Genomic DNA, 19,242 nt, shown 5'->3' with positions numbered 1-19,242 from the left:
TTCATGCGCCCCACCAATCGCGTGGATGCTTTGACCGCGTCGACACCGGCATCGGCAATCGATCCACGAGAATCGCGGCCGCAAAGCTGTTGTTGGTCATGACATTCGGCTTCTTCAACTGGGTTGTGGTTGCGATCGGGACCTTAGTCGCCCGGCAGCGGACCCGGTGAGTTACAAAACTGTCGGGACTCCCTGCGCGGCGGTGTCGTCCAATGACGCTCCGTCCGAGGCTGATCGACTGCACCTGACCCGACGCGCATGAGCCGCCTCATGGCCGCCTTTTTGCTTCGCGCCCCTGACTCGGCTTTCGAAATTCCGGGCGGAAAGCGGTGAACCTTTTTGGGCCGATCGGCGACAGAGCAGACAGGAGCCGGGCGGCTCGACCGGCCATGACGGCAGCGACGGAGACCGATCGCGCGCTTGTCGGCCGGTTACGAAATCTTTCAACATATGGCGGCGGAGAAGGCATCCGGTGGCAGACGTCCGCAAATGGATCGAACGCGGTTTTTCCGGACCCCTAGACCGGTGCGCCGGCGACCGATCCCCTGATCACCAGATCGACCGGCCAGACTTCGCCGCGGGCGCCCTCTTCCAATCCGGAAATCCGTGCCGCCAGCCGCTCGGCGATGCGCGCGCCGGCCAAGCGGATCGAAGAGCGCGTCGTCGACAACGGCACCGAAAAATTCTCCGGCTTCAGCCAGGGGAAGACGTCGTCATGGGCGATCAGCGACAGGTCTCCCGGAATGGTCCGGCCGAGATCGCGCACCGCGCGCACGACGCCGAGCGCCATGATCAGGCTGGAGCAGACGATCGCGGTCGGCGCATCGCTTTGCTCAAGTAAGCGCCTGGCGGCGCGGTAGCCGTTCTCCTCGGTCATGGCGAGGGAACAGACATGGCCTTCGCCAAGCACCAGACCGCTCGCCGCCAGCGCCCGGCGAACGCCACGCTCGCGGTGAATGGCGAAGGTCTCGCGGTCGTCGCCGTTGATCAGCGCCAGCCGCCTGTGGCCGAGCTGGACGAGCAGCCGTGCCGCGTCGTGGAAGGCGCCCTCATTATCGATGTCTGTGAAAGGATAGTCGAAATCGAGCCCGTCGCTGCGGCCGTGGACGATGAACGGGATGCCGAGCGTGCTGACCAGCGCCACCCGCCGGTCGGCCGGCCTCGGCGAGGAGATGTAGACGGCGTCGACCTGCCGGTTGGCGACGATGCGCCGATAGGTCGTCTCCTGATCGTCGGCATCGGCCGGTGACAGCACCAGGTCGAGTTCGTGCGAACGGGCGTAATCGCCGAGACCGGACAGGAATTCGACGAAATGCGGGTCGATGTCGACGGCCGTCCCGGTCGGCAAGACATAACCGATCATCCCGGTCTTGCCGGTAGCCAGCCGGCGCGCGCTGGGGTTGGGACGGTAGCCGTGGCGCTTGGCGGCGTCGATCACCCGCCGGCGCGTTTCCTCGTTGACTTCCGGGTAGCCGTTGAGCGCACGGCTTACCGTTGTTTGCGAAAGCGCCAGCATGTGGGAAAGCTGTTTGAGGTTCACCGGAGGCCTCCAAACCTCAAAGCGCTTTTAACAATAGATTGTCGGCCCCGCCACGGCAGCGCTGCTGCATCTAAGACCATAAGCACTGTTTCTGACCGGTTTGAAGCAAAATTTGCTGCTGCAGCGCCAAAAAGCATGCTGCGTCGCAATTTAGTTGCTCCTCATGCCGGCAGAATTGATCGATTAGCTTACCTCCCTCTTGACTCCTGATCCATTCAATGGCGTGATCGAAAGCACCAAAGCGCTTTGGAAGACTCTTCGAAAGGTTGCGGTTCCTTTCCGACTGAGTCACAGTCCTGCAGCGTCGGCGGACGGAATGGAGGTTCCGTCCGGTGTTTGTCACCACTGGGAGGGAATATCGATGAAGAAAATGCTTCTGCTGAGAGCCGCGTTTGTCGCGCTCGTCCTGGGCGGGCCGGCGCAAGCCGAACTGAAGTTCAAGCCGGGCGAAGACCCCCGCTTCAACTGGGCGAACTACGAAGAGCTCAAGAAGGTCGACCTCAAGGGCGAGACGCTGTCGATCTTCGGGCCATGGCGCGGCGAGGACGAGGGCCTCATCCGCACCGTTCTCGACTATTTCTCGGAAGCCACCGGCGCCGAGATCAAATACTCCTCGTCGGAAAATTACGAACAGCAGATCGTCATCGACACGCAGGCCGGCAGCCCGCCCAACATCGCCGTGCTGCCGCAGCCCGGCCTGATCCAGGATCTGGCGTCCAAGGGCCTGCTGACGCCGCTCGGCGACGACACCGCTAACTGGATCAAGGACAATTACGGCGCCGGCCAGTCATGGGTCGATCTCGGCACCTTCAACGACAAGGACGGCAAGCCGGGCTTCTTCGCCTTCCCCTACAAGGCCGACGTGAAATCGCTGGTCTGGTACTCGCCTGACAATTTCGAGGAAGCCGACTACGAGGTGCCGAAGACGCAGGAAGAGCTCGCCGAGCTCGAAAAGAAGATCATCGCCGACGGCGGCACGCCATGGTGCATCGGGCTCGGTTCGGGCGGCGCCACGGGCTGGCCGGCGACCGACTGGGTCGAGGACATCATGCTGCGCACCCAGACGCCCGAGACCTACGACAAGTGGGTGAAGAACGACATTCCGTTCAACGATCCCGCGGTGGTCAACGCCATCGACATTTTCGGCAAGATCGCGACCGACGACAAGATGGTCGACGGCGGCGCCAAGGCGGTTGCAGCGACCGACTTCCGCGACAGCCCGAAAGGCCTCTTCTCGGTGCCGCCGAAATGCTATTTGCACCACCAGGCGTCGTTCATCCCGACCTTCTTCCCGGAAGGCACTGAGATCGGCCAGGACGCCGACTTCTTCTACTTCCCACCTTACGCTTCCAAGCCCGACCTCGGCACCCCGGTGCTCGGCGCCGGCACGCTGGCCATGATCACCAAGGATAGCAAGAGTGCCCGCGCGTTCATCGAATTCCTGAAGATGCCGCTCGCCCATGAGATCTGGATGGCCCAGGGCGGTTTCGTCACGCCTCTCAAATCGGTCAACAAGGACGCCTATGCCAGCGACGCGCTGAAGAAGCAGGGCGAAATCCTTGCCGAAGCCTCGACCTTCCGCTTCGACGGGTCCGATCTGATGCCGGGCAAGATCGGCGCCGGCGCCTTCTGGACCGGCATGATCGATCTCGTCGGCGGCAAGTCCGCCCAGGATGTAGCCACCGACATCCAGAAGAGCTGGGACGCGATCAAATAGGCGGTCCCGGCTGAACGTGCGGATTACCGATCCTGAATGGATCCGGGCCTTAGTGGCCGGATCCGACCGGCGGCCCGCCGCAGCATTCTTTGTTTGTGAGCACATTCCGGCATGACGCGCGACCAGCAAGAGTAGAACCTGCCTTGCGTCCGGTCGCATTCCAAACAACTGAATCGGCCCATGATCCCGTCGCCAAAGCCATTCTCGACCGGCGGGTCAAGCGCAGAGGGAGGGACCTGTGGCGGCTCAGATTTTCTCGGCCATATTCGTCATCGTCGTCGGCGTCGGCGGCTGCGTCGCCTATTTTTGGGGCGCTAACAAGCTGGTGGACATCATCTTCCCGTCGCGCGGCGTTTCAGGTGTTGCGGCCATCGACAATCTGCGCCGGCAGGGGATGATCCGGCCGTGGCTGTTCGTCGGCCCGGCCATGATCATCCTCACCATCTACCTGATCTACCCGGTCGTGGAGACGCTGAGGCTGTCGTTCCTCGATCGTGGTGGCAACAATTTCGTCGGCTTCGCCAACTATGAATGGGCGTTCGGCGACCGCGAGTTCCGCAACGCCATCTTCAACAACATCATCTGGCTGGCGGTGGTGCCGGCCACCTGCACCTTCCTTGGGCTGATCATCGCCGTCCTCACTGACAAGATCTGGTGGGGCACCATCGCCAAGAGCCTCATCTTCCTGCCGTTGGCTATCTCGTTTGTCGGCGCCAGCGTCATTTGGAAATTCATCTACGAGTATCGCGGCGCGGGCCAGACGCAGATCGGCCTGCTCAACGCCATCATCCAGTATTTCGGCGGCCAGCCGCAGGTCTGGATATCGCTGCCGTTCTGGAACAATTTCTTCCTGATGATCATCCTGATCTGGATCCAGACCGGCTTTGCCATGGTCATCCTGTCCTCTGCCTTGCGGGGTATCCCCGAAGAGACGCTGGAAGCGGCCGTCATCGACGGCGCCAATCCGTTCCAGATCTTCTGGAAGATCATGGTGCCGCAGATCTGGGGCACGATTGCCGTCGTCTGGACCACCATCACCATCCTGGTGCTGAAGGTGTTCGACATCGTGCTGACGATGACCAACGGCCAATGGAACAGCCAGGTGCTGGCCAATCTGATGTTCGACTGGATGTTCCGCGGCGGCGGTGATTTCGGCCGCGGCGCCACCATCGCCATCATCATCATGATCGCAGTCATTCCGATCATGGTCTGGAACATCCGCCAGGCGAACAAAGAGACGGGAGGGCATTGAGATGGCTGTGGCGACCGGAAAATCATTTGCCAGCCGTTTCGGCGTCCATATCGCGGTCTTCATCTTCGTCGCGATCTGGACCGTGCCGACGCTCGGCATTCTCGTCTCGTCGCTGCGCGACAAGGATCAGATCATCGCCTCGGGCTGGTGGAACTCGTTCGCCAGTTCCACCCAGACGGAAGCGGGCCGGCTGCCACCCGCCTCGGCGCAAGTCGAGAAGGACGGCAAGTTCGTCCTCGAGGGCAACATCTTCGGCGACGATCCGGCCCGCGACATCAGCGCCTTCGGCGTCAAGTCGTCGGCGCCGACGCAGTATCCCGCCGGCACGACAGCCGATCTCGGCGACGGCGAGACCTTGCAGCTCAACGCCGACGGCAGTTTCGTCATGACCTCAACCAAGCCCTTCGAGGGCGAGCGCGGCCAGCGCGTCTACTACGCCTCGTCGGCGCCGCCGAAATTCACCACCGACAATTACAATACGGTGCTGTTTTCGGAAGGCATCGGCCGCTCCTTCATGAATTCGCTGACCGTCACCATTCCGGCGACGGTCATCCCGATCCTGATCGCGGCATTCGCGGCCTATGCGCTGGCCTGGATGCGCTTTCCCGGCCGGGCGTTGCTCATCGCGGTCATCATCGGCCTCTTGGTCGTGCCGCTGCAGATGTCGCTGATCCCGCTGCTGAAGCTCTACAACGGCGTCGGCAGCTTCTTCGGCGTGCCCTCGAAAACCTATCTCGGCATCTGGCTGGCGCATACCGGCTTCGGCCTGCCCTTCGCCATCTATCTCCTGAGAAGCTACATTGCCGGCCTGCCGCGCGAAATCATGGAATCGGCGCGCATCGACGGCGCCAGCGATTTCGAGATCTTCGTCAAGATCGTGCTGCCGCTGTCGTTCCCGGTGCTGGCCTCCTTCGCCATTTTCCAGTTCCTTTGGGTGTGGAACGATCTGCTGGTTGCGATGGTTTTCCTCGGCACCGAGGGCGACCAGATCGTGCTGACCGCCAAGCTCAACGCGTTGCTCGGTTCGCGCGGCGGCGACTGGGAGATCCTGACGACATCGGCTTTCATCACCATAGTCGTGCCGCTGATCGTGTTCTTCTCGCTGCAGCGCTATTTCGTCCGCGGGCTGCTCGCCGGCTCGGTGAAGGGAGGTTGAGATCATGCAATCCGCTGTGAAAGCGACGTTGAGCCCAGAACTCGCCGTCGACCGCGACTGGTGGCGAGGTGCCGTGATCTACCAGATCTATCCGCGCAGCTATCAGGACTCGAACGGCGACGGCATCGGCGACCTCAGGGGTATCATTGACAGGCTGCCCTATATCGCAGCACTCGGCGTCGATGCCATCTGGATCTCGCCGTTCTTCAAGTCGCCGATGAAGGATTTTGGCTACGACGTGTCGGATTATTGCGACGTCGATCCGATGTTCGGCACGCTGGCCGATTTCGATGCCTTGACCGCCGAGGCGCACAGGCTCGGGCTCAAGGTGATGATCGACGAGGTGCTGTCGCATACCGCCGACATCCATCCGTGGTTTAAAGAAAGCCGCTCGAGCCGAGCCAACCCGAAGGCGGATTGGTATGTCTGGGCCGACGCCAAGCCCGACGGCACGCCACCCAACAACTGGCTGTCGATCTTCGGCGGCTCGGCCTGGCAGTGGGACACCAGCCGCCAGCAATATTACCTGCATAATTTCCTGGCCGAGCAGCCCGATCTCAACTTCCACAGCCGCGCGGTCCAGGATGCGTTGCTCGATGTCACCCGCTTCTGGCTGGAGCGCGGCGTCGACGGCTTCCGCCTCGACACCATCAATTTCTACTTCCACAGCCAGGGCCTGGAGGACAATCCGCCGCTGCCGCCCGAAGAGCGCAACGACCAGACCGCCCCTTCCGTCAACCCTTACAACTACCAGGACCATCTCTACGATAAAAGCCGCCCCGAAAACCTCGGCTTCCTCGAACGCTTCCGCGCGCTGCTCGACGAATATCCGGCTGCGGCCGCGGTCGGCGAAGTCGGCGATTCGCAGCGCGGGCTGGAGGTGGTGGCGGCGTATACCGCCGGCAGCAAGCGCGTGCACATGTGCTATTCGTTCGACTTCCTGGCCCCCGAAAAGATCAGCGCGGCAAAGGTGCGTTCGGTGCTGGAAGCCTTCGGCAAGGTCGCCAGCGACGGCTGGTCGTGCTGGGCCTTCTCCAACCATGACGTGATGCGCACTGCCTCGCGCTGGGCGGCGGGCGAGGCTGACCGGACCGCTTATCTCAAGGTGATCTCGGCGCTGCTGATGTCGCTGCGTGGCTCGGTCTGCATCTATCAGGGCGAGGAACTTGGCCTGGGCGAAGCGGAATTGCAATTCGAGGACCTGCAGGACCCCTACGGCATCCGCTTCTGGCCGGAATTCAAGGGTCGCGACGGCTGCCGCACGCCGATGGTCTGGAATGGCGACGACAGCAATGGCGGCTTCTCCAAGGCAAAGCCATGGCTGCCCGTGCCCGCCAAGCACCTTTCGCAAGCGGTCGATGTGCAGCAGGGCGACGACAGCTCGCTGCTCGAACATTACCGGCGCTTTCTTGCCTTCCGCCGTCTGCATCCGGCGCTGGCCAAGGGCGATATCGACTTCATCGAAAGCCAGGGCGATACGGTCGCCTTCACGCGTCGCGAGGGCAATGAGCAGATCGTCTGCGTCTTCAATCTCGGCAGCCGACCGGCCGAAATCGATCTCGGCGGACGCTCGCTGCAACCCTTGCCGGGGCACGGGTTTTCGGGACAGACTGGCGTCGGCTCTATCCGTCTCGGCGGCTACGGCGCCTGGTTCGGGCGTATCAGCTAAATTTGCGATTCACTGGAGGGAATCATGGCCGATGTCACGCTAAGGCAAGTGAAGAAATCATACGGCAATCTCAACATTCTCCACGGCATCGACCTCGACATAAAGTCGGGCGAGTTCATCGTCTTCGTCGGCCCTTCCGGCTGTGGCAAGTCGACCTTGCTGCGGTCGATCGCCGGGCTTGAGGAAATCACCTCCGGCGAGCTCAAAATCGACGGCGAGGTGGTCAACGACGTGCCACCGTCGAAGCGCGGCATCGCCATGGTGTTCCAGTCCTATGCGCTTTACCCGCACATGACCGTCTACGACAACATGGCGTTCTCGATGAAGATCGGTAAGGAGAGCAAGGCCGAGATCGACAAGCGGGTGCGCCAGGCGGCGGAAATCCTGCAGCTGACCAAATATCTCGACCGCCTGCCGAAGGCGATGTCGGGCGGCCAGCGCCAGCGTGTCGCCATCGGCCGCGCAATCGTGCGCAACCCTAAAGTCTTCCTGTTCGACGAGCCGCTGTCGAACCTCGACGCGGCACTGCGCGTCGCCACCCGCATCGAGATCGCCAAGCTCAAGGAGTCGATGCCGGCTACAACGATGATCTACGTCACCCACGACCAGGTCGAGGCGATGACGCTGGCGGACCGCATCGTCGTGCTCAAGGAGGGCCATATCGAGCAGGTCGGCACGCCGATGGATCTCTACAAGAAACCCGGCAATCTGTTCGTTGCCCAGTTCATCGGCTCGCCGGCAATGAACATCCTGCCGGCGACGATCGATAAATCAGGCGACCCGACCGTCGTCAGTCATGTCGGCGGGCGCAAGGCGACGGTGCCGATCGCCACGCCGGCCTCAGCGAAGGGCGCTTCGGTGAGCTTCGGCGTGCGGCCCGAGGATCTGATGATCGCCACCGGGACGGACTACCTTTTCGAGGGAACGGTGGATTATGTCGAGCAGCTCGGCGAGGTTCAGCTCGTCTATGTCGACATCGGCCGCGCCGACCTGCCGCTGGTGACCAAGCTGCCCGGCAATGTCGAGGTCAAGCGTGGTGCTGCGCTGCGGTTGAATGCCGATGCCGGCGATCTGCATATTTTCGATGCCGACGGGCATTCCTTCACACTCCACAAGGCGGAAGCAAAGGCAGCCTGACGGCGGCAGCCAAACTGCTGGATACACGCAATTTGGCGATGGCAAAAACAAGATCGGCAGGCAAGGCCCGCCGCTCTTGTGCATTCAGCTCGCTGTTAGCGGCCGAACAAGTTCCGGTCGCTGCCCTCCGGGGCGGACTTCTGTACGTCGCCCGACGAATTGAGCAGCTTGTAGACCGGCGAGCCGGTATTGCCTACCGAGGACGTCTGCGTGTTGTCGACGTTGACGGTCGCCTGCTTGTTGATGTCGGTTCCGCCAACGTTGTCGTTGCGGGCATAGGCGCTGCCGGCAGCAATCAAAAGTGCGGCAGCGGTAAGAACGATCTTCTTCATTTCAGTACTCCTGGATTTTCTTTTTTCCATCAGCGGCCGGCCTGGTCTTGATAAAAGACAATGCCGCGGCCGCTGCTGGGATCGACATTAGTTGTTGCCGAAAAGATTACGGTCGCTGCCATTGACGGGCTTCTCGTCAGCCGGAACCGGATTCTGCGCCGAAGCCGAATTCTGAATCGAAGCGGTGTACGAGCTGTTGTCGACCGCAGCGGCCGGCTGGTTGGCGCCGTTCGATCCAAAATTGTCGCTGCCGGCAAAACCGCTGCCGGAGATGGCCAGAATGGCGGCGGTGGCAAGAATGATCTTCTTCATTTCTAGTACTCCTGAATTTTCAGATCCCGAGCGGCGGGCCTGGCCGCCGCTCTGTCTTGTTTGACCACGATCTTTTCCGAAAACCGGTTTCCACTTTTCGGGATCATGACCTGGGATCAGCTGTTAATTGTTGCCGAAAAGGTTGCGGTCTGCGCCCTGGACAACGGGCTTTTCAGCGTGAGTCGGCTTCTGAATGGAAGCCGTGTACAAGCTGTCGACCGCAGCGGCCGGCTGGTTGGCGCCGTTGGACCCATAATGGTCGCTGCCAGCGGCAAAGGCGTTGCCGGTGATGGCCAGAACGGCGACGGCAGTAAGAGCAATCTTTTTCATTTTTGGTACTCCAGTATCTTTAGTTTTCCGTCCGTCTAGCGGCGTGTCTTGGGAGGAATTCTCGTCGTTCGGACAGCCCCGATGTGGGAAGGCTATTCGGCAGATTCCAATCACGAAGTTGTTCCGTGTGGACCAAGAATCTACACCTTGAAATTGTACCAGAGGCTTCTAACGGCACCGCCTTACGTTTTGTTTTCAGACGGTTATGCCAAAGGGCGCCGTTCGACCATTGACGGATTGCCGAACCTGCGTTCACAGCGTCATGCACGCATCGTCAACAGAAACGAACCGTTCGGTTCGATTTTAGAAGCGGCTTAAAAAGCCGGTGCTGAGTTGTTGTCGAATCGTTAACCACTTTGGCGCCTGCAATGGGTAAATCCGGCATGCTTTCAGAACCGGCAGCGCTCGCAGCCGGGTGCAATTTCATCCCCCTCAAATCCCGGCCCACAGGTTTCGCCGGTCGTGTCGCGCCGCATGGATACGATGTCGCTTTCATGCCGACAGTCAGCCGGCCGTCATGATTAGATCACGCCATCTCAGGTGCCGCTTGGTGACGACGAAGCGGAGAATTGGGAAGCCGGTCAGAACCCGGCGCTGCCCCCGCAACGGTGGTGGAGTTCAAGTCGCAACGGGAGACCACTGGGCCACAAGCCTGGGAAGGTGTCGCGATGAGTCCGCAAGGACACTCCAGAGCCCGGAAACCAGCCCGAGATTTCTAGACTCGACTGATCGCGGTGGGCGGTCAAGAGGTGGATGATGCATGCCCGGCCCTGTCGCCGGCTGGCGGCCGATCCTCCCTCCATCACCACCAGTTCAGCTTTGGAGCGATGTGCGTCCATTCGGACGCACAAAGTAGGCTCCCGGACTTTGAATTGCGCATGGTGCTTTCCGAAATCGATTCCGATTTCGGGCCGATGCGACGGCTATGAGGACAGGACATGGATGCGCGCAACGACATGCTGAGGCTCTTGCACGGCCGCAGGGAAGGCTACTCGCTCGAGCAGCCCTTCTATACCGATCCCGATTTCTTCAAGCTCGACATGGAGCTGATCTGGTATCGCGACTGGCTGTTCATCGGCCACGATTGCGAGTTGCCGAAGCCGGGCAGCTACATCACCGCGCAGATCGGCGACTATCCGCTCGTGCTGGTTCGCGACCAGCAAGGCAAGATCAATGCGTTCCACAATTCCTGCCGGCATCGCGGCAGCCGCGTCTGCAATGCCGACAAGGGTACGGCGGCAAAGCTCGTCTGCCCCTATCACCAGTGGACCTACGAGCTGGACGGCCGGCTTTTGTTCGCAAGGCAGATGGCGGAGGGCTTCGACAAGGGCCAGTTCAGCCTAAAGCCAGTGGCTTGCGAAAGCGTTGGCGGCTACATCTTCATCTGCCTGGCCAAGGAACCCGCCGATTTCGCGCCGATGCGCGCCATGATCGAGCCCTACCTCCTGCCGCACCGGCTGCGCGAGGCAAAGATCGCCTTCGAATCGACCATCGTCGAGAAGGGCAACTGGAAGCTCGTCTGGGAGAACAACCGCGAGTGCTACCATTGCGCCGGTAACCATCCGGAACTGTGCAAGACCTTCCCGGAAGCGCCGACCGTGACTGGCGTGCAGGGCGCCGACAGCGATCCGGAGATGCTCGCGCACTGGGCGAAATGCGAGGCGGCGGGCTTGCCGAGCAGGTTCCGCATCGATCCGGCAGGGCAGTATCGTGCCACCCGCGCGCCGCTGCTGCGCGATGCCGTCAGCTACACGATGACGGGAAGACGCGCGGTGAAGAAGAACCTTTCCGACAGCGTTTCGACCGAGCGCATCGGCTCGCTGCTGCTCTACCACTATCCGACGACCTGGAACCATATTCTCGGCGATCATGCCGTCACCTTCCGCGTGCTGCCGATCAGCGCCACGGAAACGGCCGTCACCACCAAATGGCTCGTCCACAAGGACGCGGTCGAAGGCGTCGATTACGATCTCGCCGAACTCACCCATGTCTGGACCGAGACCAACGATCAGGACCGCCGCATCGTCGAGGAAAACGCCTTCGGCATCCTGTCGCCGGCCTACGAGCCCGGCCCCTATTCTGAACTGCATGAGGGCGGCGTCATCCAGTTCGTCGAATGGTACGCCTTCTTCATCGGGCCGCGGCTTGCCGAGGACGGCCGGGCGGCGTTGCGCAGCGTCGCCTGAGAAAGGTCAAGGGTATGAATGCGATGACAGACCTTGGCCTCTACCGCCATCTCGACGAGATGGCGCCCTGGAACGACAGGCTCCAGGTGCTGGAAGTGATCGGCGTCAGCGACGAGGCGCCGGACGTGAAGACCTTCACCTTCCGCTCCGACAACCAGACCTGGTTCCGCTACAGACCGGGGCAGTTCGTGACGCTGGAATTGCCGACCACCGAGGGCCCGCTGATGCGGACCTATACGCTGTCGTCCTCGCCGTCGCGGCCGTTCTCGATCGCGGTGACGGTGAAAGCGCAGGCCGGCAGCCTCGGCACGCGCTGGATGTTCGACAATCTGAAACCCGGCGTTCACGTGAAAGCCTATGGGCCGACCGGCGACTTTTCGCTGCACAGCCACCCCGCGGCTAAGTATCTGTTCATTTCGGCCGGCTCCGGCGTGACGCCGATGATGTCGATGCTGCGCTGGCTGAACGATTGCGCGCCATGGACCGATGTCGGCTTCGTCAACTGCGCGCGAAAGCCCGAGGAGATCATCTTCCGCAAGGAGCTCGAACTGCTCGGCAGCCGCATGCCGGGCCTGACGCTCGGCTTCATGATCGAGGAGCGGTCCAGCCGCGAAGGCTGGTTCGGCCACATGGGCCGGATCGACGCGATACGGCTGCCGCTGCTGGCGCCCGATTTTCGTGAGCGCGAAATTTTCTGCTGCGGTCCCGACCCGTTCATGCGCGCCGTGCGGCAGATGCTGGAGGCGGCCGGCTTCGAGATGGCCAATTACCATCAGGAAAGCTTTGCGGCCCCTGCGGTGGAGGAAATACCGGCTCCATTCGGTTTGCCGGCAAAGGGTGGGCCGGCAGAGGGCGGGGTCGAGGCGCCTGCCGAGGCCGCAACGCCGATCCGCTTTTCGCTTTCGGATGTCGATGCGGACTGCGTTGCCGGCCAGACCGTGCTGCAGACGGCGCGCGCATCGGGCGTGCGCATCCCGGCGGCCTGCGAGTTCGGTCTGTGCGGAACCTGCAAGGTGAAAAAGGTCTCGGGCACAGTCGAGATGAGCCACAATGGCGGCATCCTCGATCACGAGATCGACGACGGTTTTATCCTCGCCTGCTGCTCAAGGCCGCTGTCGGCGCTGGAAATCGACGCCTGACCGACGGGCGCTCAGACCCCGTAGCGCTCGGTGCGGATGAGGCTTGCCGGAACGCCGGCATCGATCAGCGCCTGGGCGGCGGCCGACACGAAGGCATTCGAGCCGCAGACAAAGGCGAACCTGGGCGGCGCGGGCAGCCGTGCCATTGATTGCTCCATCATTCCGGCATCGACCCGCCGCGAATAGTCCGCCGGGCGCCGGGCCGGCTCGCGAGTCAGCGCCAACACCAGATCGAAGCCGTCACGGCGATCGTGGAAGTCGATCAGCTCGTCGCGAAAGATCACCTCGTCCCAGACCCGTGCGGAAAACACCAGTGCCACGGGCACCGCCGATCTGCGCGCGGTGCGATGGCGGATCATCGCCGTCAGCGGCACCACGCCCGAGCCGCCGCCGACCAGCAGAAGCGGGCCGCCGTCGCTGTCGGACCAGACGAAGTGGCCGCCGAGCGGTCCGCGCAGTTCGACCTCGTCGCCGACCGCCGCGACATCGTGGAAGAACGGCGAGACCTCGCCATCATCAAGCCTTTCGATCGCCAGTTCGATCGTTTCGCCGGCTTCCGGCGCCGAGGCGATCGAGTAGGAGCGACGCGCCTGATATCCGTCCGGCGCCGTCAGCCTGACATCGACATGCTGCCCGGCACGATAGCCGAAGGGCCGCGACGGCTCGAGGAAAAAGCTGGTGACGCGCGGCGTGCGCTTTTCGATGCGCCGGATGGTGACGGTCTGCCAGGGCGACTGCGCCGCCGGCCCGTCGCTCATGGATCGCCCGTATAGCGCTGCTCGCGCCACGGGTCGCCATAGATGTGATAGCCGCGCAATTCCCAGAACCCCGGCTCGTCACGTTCGGTGAACTGCAGCCCGTTCAGCCATTTGGCCGACTTCCAGAAATAGAGATGCGGAACCAGCAGCCGCGCCGGGCCGCCATGGTCCGGCGTGATCGGCTTGCCTTCGTAAAGCAGAGCCACCATCGCCTTGCCGGCGGTGAGATCCTTCGTCGGCACGTTGGTGGTGTAGCCGTCAAACGACAGCGCCAGCATGAAGGGGCTCAGTGGCTTAATGCCGGCATCCGCCAGAATATCGTCGACCAGCACGCCCTGCCATGCCGTGTCGAACTTTGTCCATGCGGTCACGCAATGGATGTCGCGGGTCATCTTGGTCAAAGGCAGCGTGTTGAACTCTGTCCAGTTCCACTTCTTGATCGGCCGCGGTCCATGCTTGAGCGTGAACGACCAGTCCTCGGTGCGCACGTGCGGCGTCGGCCCGGCCGACAGCACCGGGAATCCTTGCTCGAGATACTGCCCCGGCGGGATGCGCGCATCCGTGTCCGTCGGGGGCTTTCGTCCTGACGAGAAGCCGCGGGTGACCATCGAGACAATCCGTTTGCTTGAGGCCGTCTGTCGGCCTTCACCAGTCTTCTCGAAGATGCTCTGGCGGGCAACCAGAATCTTGACGGACGTGTCGGGGTCTTGCCTGTCTCGCCTGGCAGGAAGCCTCTTATGCGCCGATCCCGTCTGTCCGCCTGAGATAGCCGTTGGCGATCTCGCGCATCCGTTTGGCGCCGAAGCTCGGGCCGTGGCCGCCGTGGCCGATGCGTATAGGCAGATCGAGCAGCCGCTGCATCGTGCGGCGATAAGCCGGTCGGTCGGAGTCCGGCAGGTCGTCGATCAGCATGGCGTCGTAGATGGCGTCGCCGGCGAAGAACAGGCCGTCGGCCTCGTCGAACAGCGCGATCGAATCGGGCGAATGGCCGGGCAGATGCAGCACGCGGAATTGCCGGTCGCCGAGATCGACCGTGTCGTCCTCGTCAAGTGTTCGCGTCAGCGGCGCTGGCGGAATCTTGTAATCGGCTGCTTTCCAGCCGGGCGCCGGCAGCTTCGAGACGGCGCCGTCGAGATCGTGGAACATATGGGCGTAGGTGACGGCGTCATCCATGCTGTAGAAATGCGCGGCACTCATCCTGGGTCCGGCCCGCAGCGGGAATTCGTGCAGCGAGCCGACATGGTCGAGATGGATATGGGTGGCGACGACGACCAGCGGCTTCCCGGCCGGCGTGTCGATCTCCGGCGCCAGCGGGCAAATCCCCATGCCGGTGTCGACAAGCAGGTCGACGTCGCGGCCGCGCAGATGCCAGATGTTGGCGCGTACGAAATCATGCACGAACGGCTCGGTCAGCATCGTCGTTTGGGCGTCGATGACGGTCTTGCTGAACCAGTCATCCATCAGGCAAAGGCCGGCATCAGACGAACGGTTTTCCAACCTTGTATTTTTCGGGAACCAGTCGCTTCAGATAGGCCATTCCTGCATCGGAGAGCTGGTTGACCTCAGGCAGCATGAAATCGTCGGGCATGTGGCGGGTCTTGCCGGCGACGTTTTTCAGCTGCACCTTGTTCAGCACGGTCTTCTTGCCGTCATATTGCAGCGCCACCGAGCCGCCGCCCTGTTCGGCGACAGCGACCGCAAAGACGCCGGCATCAAAGGCTTCCTGCGCATCGACGGCGTTGATGGCGCCGACATAGCCGCGCGGCATGTAGCCGAGCGCATCGACGCGCGCCCGCTTGCCCGGTAATCCTTCGGCCAGCGCGCGCTCGAGGGCGGCGGGCAGGTCGCTGCCCGACAGCTTGACGTTGCCATGCGCATCGCGCTCCAGTTTCTCCGGCGGGACAAGACTTTCGACCAGCGCTTTGCCGTCGGCGGTGCTGACGCCTTCGGACACTGCAACGATGCAGCGCTTGTGGCGATCGAGCGTGGCGCGCACATCGTCGATGAAGGCCGCGGCCGAAAACGGACGCTCCGGCACATAGACGAGATGCGGGCCGCTGTCGGGGTCAAGCTGCCATGCGGCAGCGGCGGCAGTGAGGAAGCCGGCATGCCGCCCCATGACGATGCCGACATAGATGCCCGGCAGAGCACGGAAGTCGAGGTCGACCGAGAGGAAGGCGCCGGCGACGAACTCGGCTGCCGAAATGAAGCCGGGCGAGTGGTCGTTCTCCTCGAGATCGTTGTCGATGGTTTTCGGCGCATGGACGAAAGCCATCTTGCCGCCGGCGGCGTCGGTCAGGATCTGCTGCGTGCCCGACGTGTCGTTGCCGCCGATATAGATGAACGCGTCGGCGCCGGCCTTCTTCAGGCCGTTGAGGATGATCTCGCAATAGGCGTCATCCGGCTTATCGCGCGTCGAGCCAAGCGCGGCGCTCGGCGTTGCCCCGATCAGCCGCAGCCGGTCCTCGGCGATGGCCGAGAGATCGACATAGTTGCCGTCACGGATGCCGCGCACGCCATGGATCGAGCCTAAAACCTTGGCGCCGGGATGGCGCTTGCGGATCTCGAGCGCGGCGCCCACCATCGTCTGGTTGATGACGGCAGTCGGGCCGCCGCCTTGCGCGATCACAAAAGTTCCGGACATTTTTTACTTCTCCCGAGCACTGGAATTGCAGGCACATTCGCCTGTCTTGCGAGATCACGCAACGGGAGAGTCGAGCGGCCGCGCCGGCCGCTATGATTTCAGACGACGACGACCGGGTTCTTCCTGGAGACGCGGCTGTAGAGGTCGATGATGTCCTGGTTGATCAGCCGAACGCAGCCCGACGACATCGCTTGGCCGATGCTCCACCATTCGGGCGAACCGTGGATGCGGTAGCCGGTGTCCTGGCCGTTCTGATAGATGTACAGCGCACGCGCGCCGAGCGGGTTGTCGAGGCCGCCGGATTGCCCGGCCTGCCATTTCACCAGTTCCGGCTTGCGGGCGATCATCTCGGCCGGCGGTGTCCAGGTCGGCCATTCCTTGCCGTACTGGATGTTGGCGCGGCCGGACCAGCGAAAGCCTTCCTTGCCGATGCCGACGCCGTAGCGGATCGCGTCACCGCCGGGCTGCACCAGATAGAGCAGCCGCTCCTGCGAATGGACGACGATGGTGCCGGGCTGCTCGCCGGTCGGGTCGACGACAATCTGGCGACGGAACTCCGGCTTGACCTTGAGGTAGGGCACTTCCGGCAGAGTGAAGCCGCCGTCGGTGACGGAGGCATACATCACACCAGGGCTGGTGATGTTCTTATCGACGCTGATGCTCGGACGGATGGGGGTGATCGCGCCGGTGGTGACGCCGTCGAGTTGCAGCGCCGACAGGTCGAGCGTCTGGCTGCAGCCGGCGACGCCAAGCAACGCCAACGCACCCGCGCCCGACAACACGGCGCGGCGGGAAAGCTGGATTTCGGAAATCTCGATTTCGTCGCCATTGTACGGCGGCATCAGACCTTGCGGCAACTCACGCATGTACCCAAACCCTACGCTGTCGGCGGGAAACACGGTCCGGCCGAATAAAGAGCATTTTCACCAATCATGGTTGAAAATGCGTGAAGACGTCTTGCCCTGCCTTAACTTCCTGGCCGAGCCGTCGCGTGCCGTATATTTTCGATGTCGCCTCTTTACATCTTTGCGAGCCCAAGGATTTATCCTCTTCTTTGAGCTCAAGGAGACGAACATGTCCTTCGAAAACTGGGTCGCCTTTGCCGCCGCCTCGACGATCCTTCTTATCATTCCCGGCCCGACCATCCTTCTGGTCGTGTCGTATGCTCTGGGCCAGGGCTGGCGTACCGCGCTGCCGATGGCGGTCGGCGTGGCGTTTGGCGATTTTACGGCGATGACGCTGTCGATGCTGGGCATCGGCGCGCTGTTGGCGACGTCGGCCACCGTGTTCACCGCGCTGAAGGTGGTCGGCGCCGGTTATCTGATCTATCTCGGCATAAAGCTATTTCGCGCCGGTGGCACGCTCAAGGCCGAGCCGCGCCTGGATGCGGTGTCGTCGGCCAAGATGATGGCGCATGCCTGGCTGGTCACTGCGCTCAACCCGAAAAGCATCACCTTCTTCGTTGCCTTCCTGCCGCAGTTCCTCGACCGGTACGCCGATTTCTGGACGCAGATGCTGATCTTCGAAACGACCTTCCTGGCGCTCGCCTTCGCCAATGCCTTCGGCTACGCCCTGATCGCGGCAAGGGCGCGCAACGTCGTGCGTAATCCCCTGGCGATCCGCATCTTCAACCGCACCGGCGGCACGCTGCTGGTCGGCGCCGGCATCGCCACAGTGGCGATGCGCTCGGGCAATTGAGGACATGACATGGCAGTCAGGGATGCATTCGGCCTGACATTTTCGGGTGCGACCGAGGCCGCGTTCTCGTCCTACAGCAAGGCTGTGCGCGAACTGCAATGCTTCATCGGCGATCCGGTCGGCTCGGTCGACCGCGCCATCGCCGACGACCCCGGCTTCGTCATGGCACATGTGTTCAAGGGCTATCTCTTCGGCCTCGCCACCGAGCGTGAGGCGACAGCCGTGGCCAGGACTTGCTATAAGACGTCGCTGCCGCTTGCGGCGACGCCGCGTGAGCAGGCGCATGTCGCAGCACTTGGCCATCTTGCCGCAGGACGCTGGCATGAAGCCGCCCGTCTGCTCGAGGATATCGCCATCGAGTTTCCGCTCGATGCGCTGGCGCTGCAAACCGGGCACCAAATCGATTTCTTCACCGGCAATGCCCGCATGCTGCGCGACCGCATCGGCCGCGCGCTGCCGTCGTGGCAAAGCGGCATGCCGGGCTACCACGCCATACTCGGCATGCAGGCCTTCGGGCTGGAGGAAATGGGCGACTATGCGCGCGCCGAAAAGCTTGGCCGGATGGCAGTCGACATCGAGCCGCGCGACGGCTGGGCGCAGCACGCCGTTGCCCATGTCATGGAAATGCAGAGCCGGCAAACGGACGGCATCGCTTGGATGCGCGCCAACCCCGAAGCGTGGACGAAGGAAAGTTTTCTGCAGGTGCACAATTGGTGGCACCTGGCGCTGTTCCACTACGATCTCGGCGAGACCGACGAGGTGCTGGCGCTCTATGACGGGCCGATCTACGGCGAGCGCTCGACGCTGGCGCTCAACATGGTCGATGCGTCGGCGATCCTGTGGCGGCTGCATCTCGGCGGCGTCGATGTTGGCGCCCGCTGGGCGGCACTTGCCGCCAACTGGGCCAAGGCCAGCCCCGGCAACTATGCCTTCAACGATGCCCACGCGATGATGGCTTTCGTCGGCGCCGGCCTCGAAGCGCCGGCTCGCACTTTGCTCGAAGCGCAGCGCGAGGCCATGCGCGGCAGCGACGACAACGCCGCCTTCACGCGAGACGTCGGCCATCCCTTGACGCTCGCCCTCAAGGCGTTCGGCGCCGGCAATTATGCCGAGACGGTGCGTCTGATACGACCCATCCAGGCGATCGCCCACGGCTTCGGCGGCAGCCACGCGCAACGCGACGTTATCGACCTGACGCTGATCGAAGCGGCGTTGCGTTCCGGCGATCATGCGCTGGCGAGGGCGATTGCCGCGGAACGCGCGCTGGCGCGGCCTGACAGCCCGATGTCGGCGCTGTTTTCGCGGCGCGCGGCCGATTTGTCGGAGAATTGACCGAAGGCGGATCTTGTCTTAAAAACTGCCGAGTCAGATT

18 protein-coding genes and 1 riboswitch are annotated in these 19,242 nt (G+C 62.7%); of the genes, 9 read left to right on the top strand and 9 right to left on the bottom strand.

Going from position 1 to position 19,242, the window contains the following annotated elements:
- Positions 1-517: 517 nt before the first annotated feature.
- Positions 518-1,540, bottom strand: coding sequence for a substrate-binding domain-containing protein (locus tag NKH36_RS01355; protein WP_352959781.1), 1,023 nt, complete (start codon positions 1,538-1,540; stop codon positions 518-520).
- A gap of 361 nt (positions 1,541-1,901) precedes the next feature.
- Between NKH36_RS01355 and NKH36_RS01350 the strand changes: the two genes are divergently transcribed.
- From NKH36_RS01350 to NKH36_RS01330, 5 genes are all read left to right on the top strand, one after another.
- A complete protein-coding gene (locus NKH36_RS01350) occupies positions 1,902-3,257 on the top strand; it encodes an ABC transporter substrate-binding protein (protein WP_352959780.1) in 1,356 nt (451 codons plus the stop codon).
- Between the two features lie 238 nt (positions 3,258-3,495).
- On the top strand, positions 3,496-4,509 hold the full coding sequence (locus NKH36_RS01345; RefSeq protein WP_352959779.1) for a carbohydrate ABC transporter permease: 1,014 nt from the start codon (positions 3,496-3,498) through the stop codon (positions 4,507-4,509).
- 1 nt (position 4,510) lies between these two features.
- Entirely contained in the window at positions 4,511-5,665 is a 1,155-nt protein-coding gene (locus tag NKH36_RS01340) for a carbohydrate ABC transporter permease (protein ID WP_095493944.1), read from the top strand.
- A gap of 4 nt (positions 5,666-5,669) precedes the next feature.
- Entirely contained in the window at positions 5,670-7,334 is a 1,665-nt protein-coding gene (gene bglA, locus NKH36_RS01335) for a beta-galactosidase BglA (RefSeq protein WP_352959778.1), read from the top strand.
- A 24-nt stretch (positions 7,335-7,358) separates the two neighbouring features.
- Entirely contained in the window at positions 7,359-8,471 is a 1,113-nt protein-coding gene (locus tag NKH36_RS01330; RefSeq protein ID WP_352959777.1) for an ABC transporter ATP-binding protein, read from the top strand.
- A 95-nt stretch (positions 8,472-8,566) separates the two neighbouring features.
- On the opposite strand, the gene NKH36_RS01325 is transcribed toward NKH36_RS01330, so the two are convergent.
- From NKH36_RS01325 to NKH36_RS01315, 3 genes are all read right to left on the bottom strand, one after another.
- Positions 8,567-8,803 carry a DUF680 domain-containing protein gene (locus NKH36_RS01325; RefSeq protein ID WP_352959776.1) on the bottom strand — a complete coding sequence of 79 codons (237 nt, stop codon included), beginning with the start codon at positions 8,801-8,803 and terminating at the stop codon, positions 8,567-8,569.
- 87 nt (positions 8,804-8,890) lie between these two features.
- Complete coding sequence (locus NKH36_RS01320; protein ID WP_352959775.1) at positions 8,891-9,115, bottom strand: DUF680 domain-containing protein; 225 nt, start codon at positions 9,113-9,115, stop codon at positions 8,891-8,893.
- A 123-nt stretch (positions 9,116-9,238) separates the two neighbouring features.
- Positions 9,239-9,445, bottom strand: a complete 207-nt coding sequence (locus tag NKH36_RS01315; RefSeq protein WP_352959774.1) for a DUF680 domain-containing protein — start codon at positions 9,443-9,445, stop codon at positions 9,239-9,241.
- 521 nt (positions 9,446-9,966) lie between these two features.
- A riboswitch (cobalamin riboswitch) is annotated at positions 9,967-10,169 on the top strand.
- A gap of 214 nt (positions 10,170-10,383) precedes the next feature.
- On the opposite strand from NKH36_RS01315, the gene NKH36_RS01310 reads away from it, so the two are divergent.
- Complete coding sequence (locus NKH36_RS01310) at positions 10,384-11,631, top strand: aromatic ring-hydroxylating oxygenase subunit alpha (RefSeq protein WP_352959773.1); 1,248 nt, start codon at positions 10,384-10,386, stop codon at positions 11,629-11,631.
- Positions 11,632-11,654: 23 nt separating this feature from the next.
- Entirely contained in the window at positions 11,655-12,770 is a 1,116-nt protein-coding gene (locus tag NKH36_RS01305) for an FAD-binding oxidoreductase (RefSeq protein ID WP_352959772.1), read from the top strand.
- Between the two features lie 11 nt (positions 12,771-12,781).
- On the opposite strand, the gene NKH36_RS01300 is transcribed toward NKH36_RS01305, so the two are convergent.
- The 5 genes from NKH36_RS01300 to NKH36_RS01280 all read right to left on the bottom strand — a co-directional run bounded on the left by NKH36_RS01300 (position 12,782) and on the right by NKH36_RS01280 (position 17,038).
- Positions 12,782-13,528, bottom strand: a complete 747-nt coding sequence (locus NKH36_RS01300; RefSeq protein WP_352959771.1) for an FAD-binding oxidoreductase — start codon at positions 13,526-13,528, stop codon at positions 12,782-12,784.
- Positions 13,525-14,136 carry a molybdopterin-dependent oxidoreductase gene (locus tag NKH36_RS01295; protein WP_352959770.1) on the bottom strand — a complete coding sequence of 204 codons (612 nt, stop codon included), beginning with the start codon at positions 14,134-14,136 and terminating at the stop codon, positions 13,525-13,527. The genes NKH36_RS01300 and NKH36_RS01295 overlap by 4 nt, the downstream gene beginning before the upstream one ends.
- Before the next feature lie 127 nt (positions 14,137-14,263).
- Entirely contained in the window at positions 14,264-14,989 is a 726-nt protein-coding gene (locus NKH36_RS01290; RefSeq protein ID WP_352959769.1) for an MBL fold metallo-hydrolase, read from the bottom strand.
- A gap of 16 nt (positions 14,990-15,005) precedes the next feature.
- Positions 15,006-16,172, bottom strand: a complete 1,167-nt coding sequence (locus tag NKH36_RS01285; RefSeq protein ID WP_352959768.1) for a diphosphate--fructose-6-phosphate 1-phosphotransferase — start codon at positions 16,170-16,172, stop codon at positions 15,006-15,008.
- 98 nt (positions 16,173-16,270) lie between these two features.
- Positions 16,271-17,038, bottom strand: coding sequence for a L,D-transpeptidase (locus NKH36_RS01280; protein ID WP_352959767.1), 768 nt, complete (start codon positions 17,036-17,038; stop codon positions 16,271-16,273).
- 208 nt (positions 17,039-17,246) lie between these two features.
- On the opposite strand from NKH36_RS01280, the gene NKH36_RS01275 reads away from it, so the two are divergent.
- Positions 17,247-17,870 carry a LysE family translocator gene (locus NKH36_RS01275; RefSeq protein ID WP_352959766.1) on the top strand — a complete coding sequence of 208 codons (624 nt, stop codon included), beginning with the start codon at positions 17,247-17,249 and terminating at the stop codon, positions 17,868-17,870.
- Between the two features lie 9 nt (positions 17,871-17,879).
- Positions 17,880-19,202, top strand: a complete 1,323-nt coding sequence (locus tag NKH36_RS01270) for a tetratricopeptide repeat protein (RefSeq protein WP_352959765.1) — start codon at positions 17,880-17,882, stop codon at positions 19,200-19,202.
- The last annotated feature ends 40 nt before the right edge of the window (positions 19,203-19,242 follow it).

Origin of the sequence: Mesorhizobium sp. M1312 (assembly GCF_040318115.1) — a bacterium.
GTDB lineage: Bacteria > Pseudomonadota > Alphaproteobacteria > Rhizobiales > Rhizobiaceae > Mesorhizobium.
Note: the sequence above shows the minus strand (reverse complement) of the source record. Positions and strands in the feature narration are given on the sequence as shown.

Excerpts from the sequence above, each read along its gene's own strand:
- NKH36_RS01350 (WP_352959780.1), top strand. The coding sequence starts at position 1,902 with ATGAAGAAAATGCTTCTGCTGAGAGCCGCGTTTGTCGCGCTCGTCCTG.
- NKH36_RS01340 (WP_095493944.1), top strand. The coding sequence starts at position 4,511 with ATGGCTGTGGCGACCGGAAAATCATTTGCCAGCCGTTTCGGCGTCCAT.
- bglA (WP_352959778.1), top strand. The coding sequence starts at position 5,670 with ATGCAATCCGCTGTGAAAGCGACGTTGAGCCCAGAACTCGCCGTCGAC.
- NKH36_RS01330 (WP_352959777.1), top strand. The coding sequence starts at position 7,359 with ATGGCCGATGTCACGCTAAGGCAAGTGAAGAAATCATACGGCAATCTC.
- NKH36_RS01325 (WP_352959776.1), bottom strand. The coding sequence starts at position 8,803 with ATGAAGAAGATCGTTCTTACCGCTGCCGCACTTTTGATTGCTGCCGGC.
- NKH36_RS01320 (WP_352959775.1), bottom strand. The coding sequence starts at position 9,115 with ATGAAGAAGATCATTCTTGCCACCGCCGCCATTCTGGCCATCTCCGGC.
- NKH36_RS01315 (WP_352959774.1), bottom strand. The coding sequence starts at position 9,445 with ATGAAAAAGATTGCTCTTACTGCCGTCGCCGTTCTGGCCATCACCGGC.
- NKH36_RS01310 (WP_352959773.1), top strand. The coding sequence starts at position 10,384 with ATGGATGCGCGCAACGACATGCTGAGGCTCTTGCACGGCCGCAGGGAA.
- NKH36_RS01305 (WP_352959772.1), top strand. The coding sequence starts at position 11,655 with ATGACAGACCTTGGCCTCTACCGCCATCTCGACGAGATGGCGCCCTGG.
- NKH36_RS01300 (WP_352959771.1), bottom strand. The coding sequence starts at position 13,528 with ATGAGCGACGGGCCGGCGGCGCAGTCGCCCTGGCAGACCGTCACCATC.
- NKH36_RS01295 (WP_352959770.1), bottom strand. The coding sequence starts at position 14,136 with ATGGTCACCCGCGGCTTCTCGTCAGGACGAAAGCCCCCGACGGACACG.
- NKH36_RS01290 (WP_352959769.1), bottom strand. The coding sequence starts at position 14,989 with ATGGATGACTGGTTCAGCAAGACCGTCATCGACGCCCAAACGACGATG.
- NKH36_RS01285 (WP_352959768.1), bottom strand. The coding sequence starts at position 16,172 with ATGTCCGGAACTTTTGTGATCGCGCAAGGCGGCGGCCCGACTGCCGTC.
- NKH36_RS01280 (WP_352959767.1), bottom strand. The coding sequence starts at position 17,038 with ATGCGTGAGTTGCCGCAAGGTCTGATGCCGCCGTACAATGGCGACGAA.
- NKH36_RS01275 (WP_352959766.1), top strand. The coding sequence starts at position 17,247 with ATGTCCTTCGAAAACTGGGTCGCCTTTGCCGCCGCCTCGACGATCCTT.
- NKH36_RS01270 (WP_352959765.1), top strand. The coding sequence starts at position 17,880 with ATGGCAGTCAGGGATGCATTCGGCCTGACATTTTCGGGTGCGACCGAG.